The sequence below is a fragment of the Brevibacterium sp. FAM 24630 genome (assembly GCF_049804075.1).
Taxonomy (GTDB): domain Bacteria; phylum Actinomycetota; class Actinomycetes; order Actinomycetales; family Brevibacteriaceae; genus Brevibacterium.
In genome coordinates this window covers 237907-251784 of the sequence record NZ_JBNBZD010000001.1, presented here as the reverse complement: position 1 = coordinate 251784, position 13878 = coordinate 237907, and the positions used below count along the sequence as shown (strand labels likewise).

Genomic DNA, 13878 nt, shown 5'->3' with positions numbered 1-13878 from the left:
GCTTTGTCACACAGTATGATTCGAATCGTTGACTCACAAGCAAGGATTGCTGGGCTCTGCCGTAAGGAACAGTTACATGTTGGATCTGCCTCGTTTACGAATGCTCATGGCCATACACGATGAGGGCAGCATCGCGGCCGCCGCCAGAACTCTGAACTACACCCCGGCCGCCGTCTCCCAGCAGATGTCGAAGCTGGAACGGGAAACCGGCTTGTGTCTGTTCCTGCGGCATTCGCGAGGAGTCACGCTGACTCCGCCCGGTGAGGAACTGGCGGGTGCTGGGCGGGAAGTTATCCTGCGACTGGCCCAGGCTGAAGACAACGCTCGGCAGCTCGCTGGACTGGAGAAGGCCAAACTGCGGATTGCGACGTTCCAGTCGGCGTCGGCCGGTCTGCTGCCGAAGATCCTCGCGCCGCTGTGCCAGCGCTTTCCGCGCATGAGTCTGGAGTTCGTCCAAGTCCCTCGAGCCGAAGCATTCCAGCTGCTGAGGCAGCACGACGCCGATGTGGCGCTGATCCATGAGCATCCCGAGTCACCAGGTGACGAAGATTCCTCGGGTCTGTCTCTGGAATTCCTCTTCGCCGATGCCCTTCGGCTGGTCACGGCGCTTCGGCATCCAGCCGCCCATTGGCCCGAGCCCATCGATTTGACACAGCTCGATGGACAGGACCTGATCGTCGGTCGGGTCGAAGACGACGACCGACGGGTCCTCGATGCCCTGTTCGACGACCTGGACGTGGTCCCGATCCACGTGGCCGAAGTCGGGGAATACTTTGTCGCCGCCGCTATGGCCAGCTCAGGCATCGCGATGACGCTCATGCCGATCATGGCGATCCCGGCTAGTTATCCATTGGTGGCCAAGAGGCTGTCCCAGCCTCTAGAGAGGCGAGTGTTTCTGGCGACGAGGCGGGACGAAGAGCATGCGGCTGTGGCAGCGTTCCGACGGACGACGCTGGAGGTGATCCGACGAATGTGAGATGTGACCGACGCCGACTCCCGCAGCCGACGGTCGTGCCCGGCTGAGAGACTAGACTGGGTGGCAGTGTTAACGACGATGAAAGGCAGGGAATGACGGAGTCTTCCGCAATCACCCCCGAACAGGTGGAGCATCTGGCTTCACTGTCTCGGATCGCCATGAGCGAAGACGAGCTGAAATCGCTCGCCGGTGACCTGAGCACAATTCTGGGAAACGTCGCCAGGATCAACGAAGTGGCCGGCGACGATGTGCCCGCGACGAGCCATCCGATCCCGCTGACGAACGTCATGCGACCCGATGTCGTGGGCGAGACGCTGAGCAGCGAGCAGGCCCTGGCTTCGGCCCCGGCCGCAGCCGATGACAAGTTCCTCGTTCCGCAGATCCTCGGGGAGGAATGAGATGACAGAGATGACGAATAAGAGCGCACTCGAACTCGCGGCAGGACTGAAGTCCGGCGAGTTCTCCTCCGTCGAGGTCACTCAGGCGCACCTCGACCGCATCGCCGCCACCGAGGATGACTTCAACTCCTTCATCACCGTCACCGACGAGCTGGCACTGCAGACCGCGAAGGCCGTCGACGCCAAGCGCGCAGCCGGTGAGGACGTCCATGCGCTCGCCGGTGTGCCGGTCGCGCTCAAGGACCTCGTCGTCACCGAGGGGGTGCGCACGACCGCTGGTTCGAAGATGCTTGAGAACTGGGTGCCGCCGTACGAGTCGACGGTGCACAACAAGGTCAAGGCCGCCGGTCTGCCGGTGCTCGGCAAGACCAACCTCGACGAATTCGCGATGGGATCGACGACCGAGCACTCGGCTTTCGGTGACACCCGCAACCCGTGGAGCCTCGACCATGTTCCCGGCGGCTCCTCCGGCGGTGCGGCGGCTGCACTGGCCGGATTCCAGGCACCGCTGTCCGTGGGCACCGACACCGGTGGCTCCGTCCGCCAACCCGCCGCGTTCACCGGCACCGTCGGCGTCAAGCCGACCTACGGATCGATCTCCCGGTTCGGCATCATCGCCATGGCCTCAAGCCTCGACCAGGTCGGCCCGATGGGCCGGTCCGTCGCCGACGCCGCGGCCCTGCATGAGCTGCTGGCCGGACACGATCCGCTCGACTCGACCTCGCTGCCCGAACCGGTCGGCGGGTTCCTCGATGCCGCACAGACCAGTGACCTCAAGGGCAAGAAGCTCGGCGTGATCAAGCAGCTGCGCGGCGAGGGCTACCAGGACGGAGTGCGCGACGCGTTCTCCGCCGCCCTCGATGTCGCAGCAGCCGCCGGTGCCGAGATCGTCGAGGTCGACTGCCCGGCGATCTCCTATGCGCTCGACGCCTACTACCTCATCATGCCCTCCGAAGTATCATCGAACCTCGCCCGCTATGACGGCATGCGCTACGGTCTGCGGGTCGAACCCGAGTCCGGGCCCGTCACCGCGGAGACCGTCATGTCGGCCACCCGCGCCGCCGGTTTCGGTGATGAGGTCAAACGCCGCATCATCCTCGGCACCTACGCGCTGTCGGCCGGATACTTCGACGCCTACTACGGTTCGGCGCAGAAGATCCGCACCCTGGTCCAGAACGACTTCGCCAAGGCCTTCGAAGCCGCCGACGTCCTCGTGTCCCCGACCGCTCCGACCACCGCGCTGAAGTTCGGCGCGGAGAAGGCCGCGGATCCCATGGCCCTCTACCTCGGCGATGTCGCCACGATCCCGGCGAACCTCGCCGGCATCCCCGGTCTGTCGCTGCCGGCAGGACTGGCCGACGGTCTGCCCGTCGGATTCCAGATACTGGCCCCGGCCCGCGAAGACATCAAGCTCTACGAGGTGGCAGGACCGCTCGAAGCCGCACTCGAATCTGCCGGCGGACGTGTGCTCGACACTCTCGCGGAAGGACTGGAAGCCAAGTGAAATACGAAGACGCGATCAAGAAGTACGATCCGGTCATCGGCATCGAGGTCCACGTCGAGCTCGGCACCGCGACCAAGATGTTCGATGCCGCCCCCAACACCTTCGGCGGGGGACCGAACACGAACGTGACCCCCACGTCTCTCGGTCTGCCCGGGTCCCTGCCCGTGGTCAACGAGAAGGGCGTGGAGTACGCGATCAAGATCGGTCTGGCGCTCGGCTGCGAGATCGCCGAGACCTGCCGGTTCGCACGCAAGAACTACTTCTACCCGGACGTGCCCAAGGACTTCCAGACCAGCCAGTCCGATGAGCCCATCGCCTCCGAAGGTCAGGTCGAGGTCGAACTCGAGGACGGCACCATCGTCACCGTCCCCGTCGAACGCGCCCACATGGAGGAGGACGCGGGCAAGAACACGCATGTGGGCGGGGCCACCGGCCGCATCCAGGGCGCGGACCATTCGCTCGTCGACTACAACCGCGCCGGTGTTCCTCTCGTGGAGATCGTCACCCACCCGATCACCGGGACGGGAGAACGCGCCGCCGAGGTGGCCGCAGCCTATGTGCGCACGCTGAGGGACATCTTCCGCGCCCTCGACGTCTCCGAGGCCCGCATGGAACAGGGCAATGTCCGCGCCGACGTCAACGTCTCCCTGCGCGAGAGCCCCGATGCTCCGCTGGGCACCCGCACGGAGACGAAGAACGTCAACTCCTTCCGCTCGATCGAACGCGCCGTGCGCTTCGAGATCGCCCGCCAGGCGACCCTGCTCGAGGCCGGCGAGAAGATCGTCCAGGAGACCCGTCACTTCCACGAAGAGACCGGCGAGACCTCCTCGGGACGGCCGAAGTCCGATGCCGATGACTACCGCTACTTCCCGGAACCGGATCTCGTACCGTTGGAGCCCAGCCGCGACTGGGTCGAGCAGCTGCGGGCGACTCTGCCCGAGCTGCCGGCGCAGAAGCGTCGGCGGCTGCTCGCCGAGTGGAATTTCAGCGATCTCGAGATGCGTGACATCGTCAACGCCGGACTGCTGGAGGCCATCGAGGACACCGTGGCCGCCGGCACGAAGCCGGCCCAGGCCCGCAAGTGGTGGACCGGTGAGGTCGCCCGCCTGGCGAACCAGGAAGAGAAGCGCCCCACCGAGCTCGTCACCCCTGCACAGGTGGCCGAGCTCGTCGAGCTCATCGGTCAGGGCAAACTCAACGACAAGCTGGCCAAGGACGTCCTGTCCGGAGTCGCTGCCGGTGAGGGCGACCCCGCCGAGGTGATGAAGGCCCGTGACCTCGAGATCGTCGAGGACACCGGAGCTCTCGAAGCCGCAGTCGAGGAGGCCATCGCAGCCAACCCCGATGTGGTCGAGAAGATCAAGGGCGGAAAGATGCAGGCCATCGGTGCGCTCATGGGCCCGATCATGAAGGCCACCCGCGGTCAGGCCGATGCCGGCAAGGCCAAGGATCTCATCCTCGCGAAGATCAACGGCTGAGCTTCGACTCAGGATTGATCCAGCCACACCCTCTAGACTGTGCGTCCAAGGGAGCCGACCGGCTCCCGAGCACAGCGGAGGGTGTGGCTTTTCCGCATTCTCCTGCGGTCGCTGCCGATTCCCCTCGGCAGTCTGGGTGCCGCAGTCGTGCACCACACGCGTGGAGGTGAAACGGTGTCCGAGTGGAAGTCTCTGTGGAAGAGAGAGTGCGGGAAGACGGCCCCGATCTATCGGGTCCTCGTGCCCGAGAGCGTCAACGACGACGTCATGCGCGCGTGGAATGCCCGCGGCTACCGATACACGGCAGGAGCGCCGAGCGCGATCATGCTCACCGGCGGGATGGGCCGCAACTTCTTCCGCTCGAGTGTTCTCTTCAAAGGCGGCACCGCCGCCGGTACGGCCATGACCGCCGGATTCGCCGCACCCGGAGGGATCGCCCTGCTGTCAGGGTTCGGGGACGCGGCACTGACCTTCGGCGGGATGGGAGCGGCCACAGCGGTGGGCACCGGTATCTTCGCCGCCGTCACCGGGCCGAAATACCTGCGTGATCCGAAGCGCCTGAGCCGGAAGAATCGTTCCACGGCCACCGGCGCCCGCTGGATCACCCCGACCAGCCTCGGCTATATCGCCGGGCGCAAGGACGGGCGCGACACCGATGAGCAGCGGCTGTTCCACCTGGCCGTGATGATCGCCCGCAAGATCGTTCGGACCCGTGCGTGGACCCATCCGATCCTCAGAGACCATGTCTCGCGAGTCGACCTCGACCATGCTGTGGCATCCGTGGGCATCCGTCTGCAGGAACTCGTGAGCCTGCGGGAGGAGATCGAGGGCATCCGCGATGCGGGAACCGCGAAGTCGGTTGAGACCTATCTGCAGAAGCTGGCCGTCGCCTTCACCTCGATGGCGCATCGAGTCGAGTCGATGTACGAGTACTATGAACGGCTGCTGGAACTCGACGAGCAGCTCATGCTGCTGCACAACTCCGAACGCTCACGCGAACTCGGTGACCGCGTCCTCGACGTGCTCTCCCGCACCGCCGCCGACGATTCCGCCGACTGGCAGTTCCGGGAGCTGCGCATCGATGCGGAATCACAATCGTCGATCATCTCCGGTCTCGTCGCTGAACTCGACGAGACGGCCGATGACTTCGACGACTTCGACACCCGACTGGCCGCGGCACAGAAGTCGATCGACGAACTCGAGGCCTGAGTCCATCGACGAACTCGAGGCCTGAGTCCATCGACGAACTCGAGGCCCGATCTCCTCAGTGTCCGAAGGGGTCCGGGTCGACTCCCGGCATCCAGGAACGGCCGGGTTCGTTGTAGCCGTGGGCCGCCTGCGCACTTTTCCACTTCTTCGACCAGCGTTTGTCCAACCGGTCGACGTAGAGAGTCCCCTGCAGGTGGTCGTACTCGTGCTGCATGATGCGGGCGAACCAGCCTTCGGCGGTGAGCGTCACCGGCCGTCCCGATTCATCGACGCCGTTGACGGTGACCCGGTCGGCGCGCTTGAGGGGGAAGTCGAGACTGGGCACCGATAGGCACCCCTCGGACTCGTCCTCGGGATCCGGGCGGGTATCGGGGACTTTCGAGGCGATGAGGATGGGGTTGACGAAGGTGCCGCGGCGGCGGACGCCGTGATCGTCATCGGCGTTGAAGACGAAGATAGCCTTGCCGACGCCGATCTGCGGTGCGGCCAGGCCGACGCCGTTGCTGGCGTCAAGCGTCTCGTGCATGTCAGCGACGAGCGCGGCGAGAGCCTCGTCGAACTCGGTGATCTTCTCGGCCCGGCGATGCAGAACGGGCTCGCCGTAGACGACGATGGGATGAATAGCCATGAGCACAATCGTATCGGTATCGACGTCCGCGCCGCGCCCGGCACCCGTGCTGCCGCGGGCGCGAGAAGCCGGTCCCGATTGCTCAGCGGTTGAAGGGTCGTATGCGATCGACGTTCACGAGTCCTCGCCGCAGGAACGCCGAATGTTACACGATAAGTCGAATGGTTTCGCCGCGAGCGAACACGGATTGTTGAGCAACAATTCTGGGAACATGTTCAGGGGAGGCGTGGTTAAGATGAGCACAAGCCGTCTCGGACCACGAGATGCCAGCTGTCGCTCAATCCCTGTCTCAGCAGGTCTGCCAAACAGTGAGGGCCTGTGGCGGTGGGTGAATACAGAAGCGTGAAAGGACTTACATTGACCATCTTCAACAATGTCTCCGACCTGGTCGGCCGTACGCCGCTGATCCGCGTCAACAAGGCCAGCGAGCGAACCGGTGCCGAGATCGTCGCCAAGCTCGAGTCGTACAACCCCGGCAATTCCGTCAAGGACCGGATCGGCGTGGCCATGATCGACGCGGCAGAGAAGTCGGGTGAGCTCAAGCCCGGCGGCACGATCGTCGAGGCCACCTCGGGCAACACCGGCATCGCGTTGGCGATGGTCGGCACCTCCCGCGGGTACCAGGTGAAGCTGACCATGCCGGAGTCGATGTCGAAGGAGCGTCGTGCACTGCTGCGCGCTTTCGGTGCCGAGCTCGTCCTCACCGACAAGGCCGAGGGCATGAAGGGCGCTGTCGCCAAGGCTGAGGAACTCGCCGCTGACGGCGCTGTGCTCGTGCGCCAGTTCGAGAACCAGGCGAATGCTGAGATCCACAAGTCGACCACCGGCCCCGAGATCCTCGCCGACACCGACGGCAAGGTCGACATCTTCGTCTCCGGCATCGGCACCGGCGGCACCATCTCCGGTGCCGGCGCTGCCCTGCGCGAGGCCAACCCCGACGTCAAGATCGTCGCCGTCGAACCCGCCGCCTCGCCGCTGCTGACCGAAGGCAAGGCCGGCCCGCACGCCATCCAGGGCCTCGGCGCGAACTTCGTCCCCGGCATCCTCGACACCGAGATCTACGACGAGGTCGTCGCCGTTGAGAACGATGCCGCCATCGACCGTGCCCGTGAAGTCGCGAAGGAAGAGGGGCTGCTCGTGGGCATCTCCTCCGGTGCCGCGCTCGTTGCCGCCGAGGCGGTCGGCGCCCGGCCGGAGAACGCCGGCAAGCGCGTCGTCGCGATCCTGCCCGACTTCGGTGAGCGCTACCTGTCGACCCCGCTGTTCTCCGAGTACCTCGACTGACACCGAGGCATCGGCATGAGGGCGTCAAACTCCGGTTTGGCGCCCTCGCTGTCTCGGATCTGTCGACGACCACGAGGCGGCACGGCCCGAGCGAAGCGAAGCGACACACCGAGGCGGCGCAGGCCGCACACCGAGGTGGCGCAGGTGCAGAAGCACAGCAGACCAGACACGACGAGTGAGCACGAGGACGGACATGATGAAAGCACTGTGGACGGCGGCCGCTGCGGCCGCGGGAGCGGCGGTCTATGGGCTCAGCCGCCCCGAGGTGCGCAAGACCCTGCGCGAAGACCTCGAGACCGTGCGCCGGCGTGATCCCGCGGCGACGAGTGATTTCGTCTCCTTGGTCTCGTATCCGGGAATGCACGCGATCTGGGCTCACCGCGGACTGCACAGACTCTGGCAGCGCGATTCCGGCAAGACCCCGGCGCGACTCATATCGCAGATGGTGCGCACGCTCACCGGGGTCGAGATCCACCCGGGAGCGAAGATCGGCCGTCGGTTCTTCATTGACCACGCCAATGGAGTCGTCATCGGCGAGACCTCGGAGATCGGCGATGATGTCATGCTCTACCACCAGGTGACGCTCGGCGGCACCTCGATGGCGCAGACGAAGCGGCATCCGACGATCGGCAATCATGTGCTCATCGGCGCGGGGGCGAAGATCCTCGGTCCCGTCGTCGTCGGCGACAATTCTGCTGTCGGCGCTAACGCCGTCGTCGTCAAGGACGTCGCAGCGGATTCGAGTGCCGTAGGAATTCCCGCGACGGTGCGCGCGAAGAGGAAGCCCGACGCCGTCGCCGAGGAGACGGGGGCCGCCTCCTCCGCCTCTGGCGGCGCGAAGTCCAGCGCGGATGCCGCCGACTCGACGTCCTCCGCGAACGCGGAGAGCGCAGCGAAGTACCCGGACTTCGTCCTCGAGGATCCCGCGCTCTGGATCTGAACTCAGCCGAACTTCCCGCGAAGTGCCCCACCTCGGAGGTGGGGCACTTCTGTGTCCTCAGCCTCGTTCGGTCCCCGTTCTCAGCCTCGATCGGTCCCCGGGAATACTTCCACGACCATGTCTGTTAAGCTTTCAACTAGTTACTTCAAAATTGAAGCTAGTGAACGCAGTCCCGAGAAGCAGGAGCAGACATGGAATTCGGAATCTTCACCATCGGGGATGTCACGACCGACCCCACCGACGGCACCACGGTCAGCGAACACCAGCGGATCAAGAACACCGTGGAGATCGCGAAGAAGGCGGAAGAGGTCGGCCTCGACGTCTTCGCCACCGGCCAGCATCACAATCCGCCGTTCGTGGCTCCCGCGAACCCGCCGGTGCTGCTGGCCAATATCGCCGCACAGACAGAGACGCTCGAACTCTCCACGGCGACCACGCTCATCACCACGACCGACCCCGTGCGCATCGCCGAAGACTACTCGTACGCCCAGCACCTCTCCGACGGCCGCATCAGCCTCATCATGGGGCGCGGCAACACCGGGCCCGTCTACCCCTGGTTCGGCAAGGACATCCGCTCGGGTGTTCCGCTGGCCGTCGAGAACTACAATCTGCTCTACCGTCTCTGGCGGGAGAAGAACCTCGACTGGGAGGGCAAGTTCCGCACTCCTCTCAACGGCTTCACCGTCACGCCCACTCCGCTGGACGAGGTGCCGCCCTTCGTCTGGCACGGCTCGATCCGCAGTCCCGAGATCGCCGAACAGGCCGCTTACTACGGTGACGGGTTCTTCCACAACAACATCTTCTGGCCCACCTCGCACACCGCCCGGATGGTCCAGCTGTACCGGCAGCGTTTTGAGTACTACGGGCACGGCACCGCGAGCCAGGCGATCGTGGGCCTCGGCGGACAGGTGTTCATGCGCAAGAACTCTCAGGATGCCGTGCGCGAATTCCGGCCCTACTTCGACAACGCCCCGGTCTACGGCCACGGCCCCAGCCTCGAGGACTTCTCGACGCAGACCCCGTTGACCGTCGGCTCGCCGCAGCAGGTCATCGAGCGGACCCTGGGCTTCCGCGACTGGGCCGGGGACTACCAGCGCCAGCTGTTCCTCATCGACCACGCCGGGCTGCCGCACAAGACCGTGCTCGAGCAGCTCGACCTCCTCGGCGAAGAGGTCATCCCGGTGCTGCGTGAGGAATTCGCGAAGGACCGGCCCGCCGAAGTTCCCGACGCCCCGACCCACGAATCGCTCGTCATCCGCCACCGCGAGGGCCGCGACCCGGTCCCCGGCGGCGCACCCGGTTCGCGAGCATACGAGGACCGGCAGGCACGCGCCGCAGAAGCGAAGAAGGAAGGAGCCGACCAGGCATGAGCACACAGACGATGAAGATCGTGGCCGTGAACACCTCGCTCAGCGAGGACTCGACCACACTCAAACTCACCGAACGGATCCTCGCCACAGCCGCCTCGGTGGGGGAGTCCGTGGGCACCGAGGTGGTCACCGAGATCATCAACGTCCGCAGCCTCGCCACCGCGCTCACGGATATGACCCTGACCGGCTTCCGGTCCGAAGCGCTGGAAGCGGCGTTCACGACGGTCGCGAACGCGGACGCCATCGTCTCGGTCGCCCCCGTCTACAAGGCCGCCCCGGTCGGGCTGCACACACTGTTCTGGCAGCTCATCGACGATCGGACGCTGGCACGCACCCCCGTGCTCATCGCCTCCACCGGCGGCACCGCCCGACATTCCCTGGCCGGGGACGCGGTGCTGCGGCCGATGCTCGCCTATCTCAAGGGCATCGTCGTGCCGACCACGGTCTTCGCCGCCACCGACGACTGGGGTTCCGTCGAAAGCGGCCGGGCGCTCAATGCGCGCATCCGGCAGGCCGCCGAAGAGCTCGTCTCGCTGACCGCGAGCCTGACCGGGCTCGGAGTCGATGACCTCGCCGAGGCGGACGACCCGGAATCCGCGCCCGCACGATCCGTCTTCGGCGCGGTTTCGGGTGAGCGCGGCGGCGATGAGTTCGACCCCGAACGCATCACTCCGTTCGCGCAGCTGCTCGAGGGCTGAGATGACCGAGATCAGATTCGGCCTCGGCCGGGAGGCCCTGGCGCAGAACGCCTGGCGGACCTACTTCGAGACATCGCAGCGGGTCCGCCAGGCCCTCGAGGCGCAGCTGAAGAACGATGCGGGCCTGACCGTCAGCGACTACAACACGCTCCTCCTGCTGTGGGAGGCGCCCGAGCGGACGCTGACGATGAGCGCCCTGGCCAGGAAACTCGTGTTCTCGCCGTCGCGACTGAACTACCGGATCAAGGTCCTCGAAGACTCGGGGCTGGTGACGAAGACTCCGTGTCCCGAGGACGGGCGTGCCCACAATGTGGCGCTCACCGAGGCCGGGGCGCAGGCGTTCCTCGCCGCCGGATCGCAGCACAAGGACTATGTCGACGAGATCTTCTTCGAGCATGTCAGCGATGAGGAGCTTGAGGTCCTCCAATCGGTGTTCGCGCGGATCGGACGCGCTCTGCCTGAGTGACGAGGCCGGTCATCTCAGAGTGATGAAGGTCTCGGCGCCGGTTCGGGCGGCGTGTCAGAATGAGGGCATGTCCATCACCACGATCGCATTCCCGAATTCCGAGCTCCGCAACCGGGTGATCGCCCAGATCCCCGCCCACCAACGGGCCAATGTCGACCTCGTCGTCTTCTCCGACGCCGAGCGTTCACCGAAGCTCAGCCACGATGACGTCGACGTCGTCGTCCTGCCGTATCTGAATTCCGGCCCGACCATCGAGATGCTCGACGAGCTGACGAACCTGCGGCTCGTCATCACCCAGACGACCGGTTACGACCCCGTGGCGCATCTGCCCGAGCGCGGCATCGAGGTCGCGACCGCCTCGGGAGTGCACACCGGAGGAACCGCCGAGCTCGCGCTCGCCCTGACCCTGGCGAGCCTGCGCGGCATCGATGACGCCGTGCGCTCACAGGTCTCCCGGACGTGGGAGCATCACCGGTACCGGTCCCTGCAGGATCGCCGGGTGATGATCGTCGGCGTCGGCGAGATCGGTTCGGCCATCGCCGACCGCTTCGACCCGTTCGAAGTTCAGCTCACCCGAGTCGCCTCGAGTGCACGTGAGGACGACCGCGGCAAGATCCACGGCGTCGATGAGCTGCCCCAGCTGCTTCCCCACACCGAGGTGGTCGTGCTCATCACCCCGCTCAACGAGGGCACGCACCACCTCGTCGATGCCGAGTTCCTCGGACTGCTGCCCGACAATGCGCTCATCGTCAATGTCGCCCGCGGCAAGGTCGTCGACACCGACGCTCTCGTGGCCGAGCTGACGACCGGGCGCCTCCACGCCGCTCTCGACGTCACCGACCCCGAGCCGCTGCCGCGGAATCACCCGCTGTGGGGGACGCCGAATACGCTCGTGACTCCGCATGTCGGCGGGGACACCTCGGCCTTCGAACCGCGGGTCGTGAAGATCCTCGCCGAGCAGGTCCGCCGGATCAACGACGGTGAGAAACCGGTCAACCTCGTCAAGATCTGAGGCACCGACAATAGGTCACGAGAGCCTGACCTAAGCAGGTTCGAATCGTCGGCTGAGCGACCGACTCTCGCATGGTGCCCAGGAGAGGTTCCACCATGCGAGAGTCGGGCGTGCGGATGCTGGAATCGGGCGTAGCATGCCTGCATGAGCATCGATACGAACACGAACACCCCCGACATCAAACCCCGTTCCCGCGATGTCACCGATGGGCTCGAAGCCACCGCTGCGCGCGGCATGCTGCGCGCCGTCGGCATGGGCGACGACGACTGGGTCAAACCCCAGATCGCCATCGCGACCTCGTGGAACGAGATCACGCCCTGCAACATGTCGCTGCAGCGCCTCGGCCAGGCCTCCAAAGAAGGTGTCCACGAGGCCGGCGGCTTCCCGTTGGAGTTCGGAACCATCTCGGTCTCCGACGGCATCTCCATGGGCCATGAGGGCATGCACTACTCGCTGGTCTCCCGCGAGGTCATCACCGACTCCGTCGAGACGGTGATGAGTGCCGAACGGCTCGACGGTTCGGTCCTCATGGCCGGCTGCGACAAGTCGATTCCCGGAATGCTCATGGCCTCCGCCCGCCTCGGGCTGTCCAGCGTGTTCCTCTACAACGGTTCGATCATGCCGGGAACGGCGAAGCTCTCGGACGGTTCGGAGGAGGAAGTCACCCTCATCGACGCCTTCGAAGCCGTCGGCGCCTGCCGGGCGGGGACGATCACCCAAGGTGACGTCGACGCCATCGAGCGCGCCGTCTGCCCCGGTGAGGGTGCCTGCGGCGGAATGTACACGGCGAACACCATGGCCTCTGCGGCCGAAGCCATGGGGATGTCGCTGCCCGGCTCGGCCGCCCCGCCGGCCATCCACCGCAACCGGACGATGTTCGCGCGGAAGTCGGGCGAAGCCGTCGTCGAACTGCTGCGTCGCGGCATCACGACGAAGGACATCATCACCCGCGAATCGCTGCACAATGCGATCGCCGTGGTCATGGCCTTCGGCGGCTCGACCAATGCCGTGCTCCACCTGCTGGCCATCGCCCACGAGGCCGGTGTCACCCTCGAGCTCGACGACTTCAACCGCATCGGCGACAAGGTCCCGCACCTGGGCAACGTCAAGCCCTTCGGCCAGTACGTGATGAACGACGTCTTCAAGATCGGCGGCGTGCCCGTGATCATGAAGGCCCTGCTCGACAACGGGCTGCTCAACGGCGACTGCATGACGGTGACCGGCAAGACCGTGGCCGAGAACCTCGAGTCCATCAACCCTCCGGACCCGGACGGGAAGATCCTGCGGGCCCTGAACAACCCGATCCACGCCACCGGCGGTCTCACCGTGCTGCAGGGATCGCTGGCACCCGAAGGTGCCGTGGTGAAGTCGGCCGGCTTCGACGCCGACGTCTTCGAAGGCACGGCGCGCGTGTTCAACCAGGAGAAGCCGGCCATGGACGCTGTGCTGGGCGGTGAGTTGAAGAAGGGCGATGTCGTCGTCATCCGCTATGAGGGTCCCAAGGGCGGCCCCGGAATGCGCGAGATGCTCGCGATCACCGGAGCCATCAAGGGCGCAGGGATCGGCAAGGACGTCCTGCTGCTCACCGACGGCCGCTTCTCCGGAGGATCGACGGGGCTGTGCATCGGCCACATCGCTCCCGAAGCCGTCGACGGCGGCCCGATCGCGCTCGTCGAGGACGGGGACCGAATCACCGTCGACATCGCCGCTCGCTCCATCGAGCTCCACGTCGATGAGGAGGTGCTCGCCGAACGTCGCAAGACCTGGACGATTCCGGACAACCACCGCCTGACCGGTGTGCTCGGCAAGTACGCGAAGCTCGTGCAGTCGGCGTCGAAGGGCGCGGTCTGCTTCTGAGCATGTCCTGATCAGCCGCTGACCGTCGTCCGCGGCAGAACCAACACCAGCGCCGAGG

The 13878-nt window shown here is 65.7% G+C and carries 13 protein-coding genes; 12 read left to right on the top strand and 1 reads right to left on the bottom strand.

What is annotated here, in order from left to right; all coding sequences use genetic code 11:
- Positions 1-76: 76 nt before the first annotated feature.
- The 5 genes from ACPUD7_RS01130 (at position 77) to ACPUD7_RS01110 (ending at position 5565) form a co-directional block, all read left to right on the top strand.
- Positions 77-976, top strand: a complete 900-nt coding sequence (locus tag ACPUD7_RS01130) for a LysR family transcriptional regulator (RefSeq protein ID WP_425118843.1) — start codon at positions 77-79, stop codon at positions 974-976.
- A 92-nt stretch (positions 977-1068) separates the two neighbouring features.
- A complete protein-coding gene (gene gatC / locus ACPUD7_RS01125; RefSeq protein WP_425118842.1) occupies positions 1069-1374 on the top strand; it encodes an Asp-tRNA(Asn)/Glu-tRNA(Gln) amidotransferase subunit GatC in 306 nt (101 codons plus the stop codon).
- Position 1375: 1 nt separating this feature from the next.
- Positions 1376-2878, top strand: coding sequence for an Asp-tRNA(Asn)/Glu-tRNA(Gln) amidotransferase subunit GatA (gatA, locus tag ACPUD7_RS01120; protein WP_135539603.1), 1503 nt, complete (start codon positions 1376-1378; stop codon positions 2876-2878).
- Positions 2875-4356 carry an Asp-tRNA(Asn)/Glu-tRNA(Gln) amidotransferase subunit GatB gene (gatB, locus tag ACPUD7_RS01115; protein WP_135539601.1) on the top strand — a complete coding sequence of 494 codons (1482 nt, stop codon included), beginning with the start codon at positions 2875-2877 and terminating at the stop codon, positions 4354-4356. The genes gatA and gatB overlap by 4 nt, the downstream gene beginning before the upstream one ends.
- Before the next feature lie 174 nt (positions 4357-4530).
- Positions 4531-5565, top strand: coding sequence for a hypothetical protein (locus ACPUD7_RS01110; RefSeq protein WP_425118841.1), 1035 nt, complete (start codon positions 4531-4533; stop codon positions 5563-5565).
- A gap of 55 nt (positions 5566-5620) precedes the next feature.
- On the opposite strand, the gene def is transcribed toward ACPUD7_RS01110, so the two are convergent.
- The gene (gene def / locus ACPUD7_RS01105) at positions 5621-6193 is read right to left on the bottom strand and encodes a peptide deformylase (RefSeq protein WP_135539599.1); all 573 of its coding nucleotides are present in this window, start codon (positions 6191-6193) and stop codon (positions 5621-5623) included.
- A gap of 357 nt (positions 6194-6550) precedes the next feature.
- Between def and cysK the strand changes: the two genes are divergently transcribed.
- From cysK to ilvD, 7 genes are all read left to right on the top strand, one after another.
- Complete coding sequence (gene cysK / locus ACPUD7_RS01100) at positions 6551-7477, top strand: cysteine synthase A (RefSeq protein ID WP_135539597.1); 927 nt, start codon at positions 6551-6553, stop codon at positions 7475-7477.
- A gap of 196 nt (positions 7478-7673) precedes the next feature.
- Positions 7674-8417: a serine O-acetyltransferase gene (cysE, locus tag ACPUD7_RS01095; protein ID WP_425118893.1), complete on the top strand. Its 744-nt coding sequence runs from the start codon at positions 7674-7676 to the stop codon at positions 8415-8417.
- Positions 8418-8608: 191 nt separating this feature from the next.
- On the top strand, positions 8609-9787 hold the full coding sequence (locus ACPUD7_RS01090; protein WP_425118840.1) for an LLM class flavin-dependent oxidoreductase: 1179 nt from the start codon (positions 8609-8611) through the stop codon (positions 9785-9787).
- Positions 9784-10485 (top strand): CE1759 family FMN reductase, encoded by a 702-nt coding sequence (locus ACPUD7_RS01085; RefSeq protein ID WP_425118839.1) that lies wholly within the window; start codon positions 9784-9786, stop codon positions 10483-10485. Before ACPUD7_RS01090 ends, ACPUD7_RS01085 begins: the two co-directional genes overlap by 4 nt.
- Position 10486: 1 nt before the next feature.
- Positions 10487-10951: a MarR family winged helix-turn-helix transcriptional regulator gene (locus tag ACPUD7_RS01080; RefSeq protein ID WP_135539593.1), complete on the top strand. Its 465-nt coding sequence runs from the start codon at positions 10487-10489 to the stop codon at positions 10949-10951.
- Between the two features lie 67 nt (positions 10952-11018).
- A complete protein-coding gene (locus ACPUD7_RS01075) occupies positions 11019-11963 on the top strand; it encodes a 2-hydroxyacid dehydrogenase (protein ID WP_135539591.1) in 945 nt (314 codons plus the stop codon).
- Between the two features lie 144 nt (positions 11964-12107).
- The gene (ilvD, locus tag ACPUD7_RS01070) at positions 12108-13820 is read left to right on the top strand and encodes a dihydroxy-acid dehydratase (protein ID WP_425118837.1); all 1713 of its coding nucleotides are present in this window, start codon (positions 12108-12110) and stop codon (positions 13818-13820) included.
- Positions 13821-13878 lie beyond the last annotated feature (58 nt).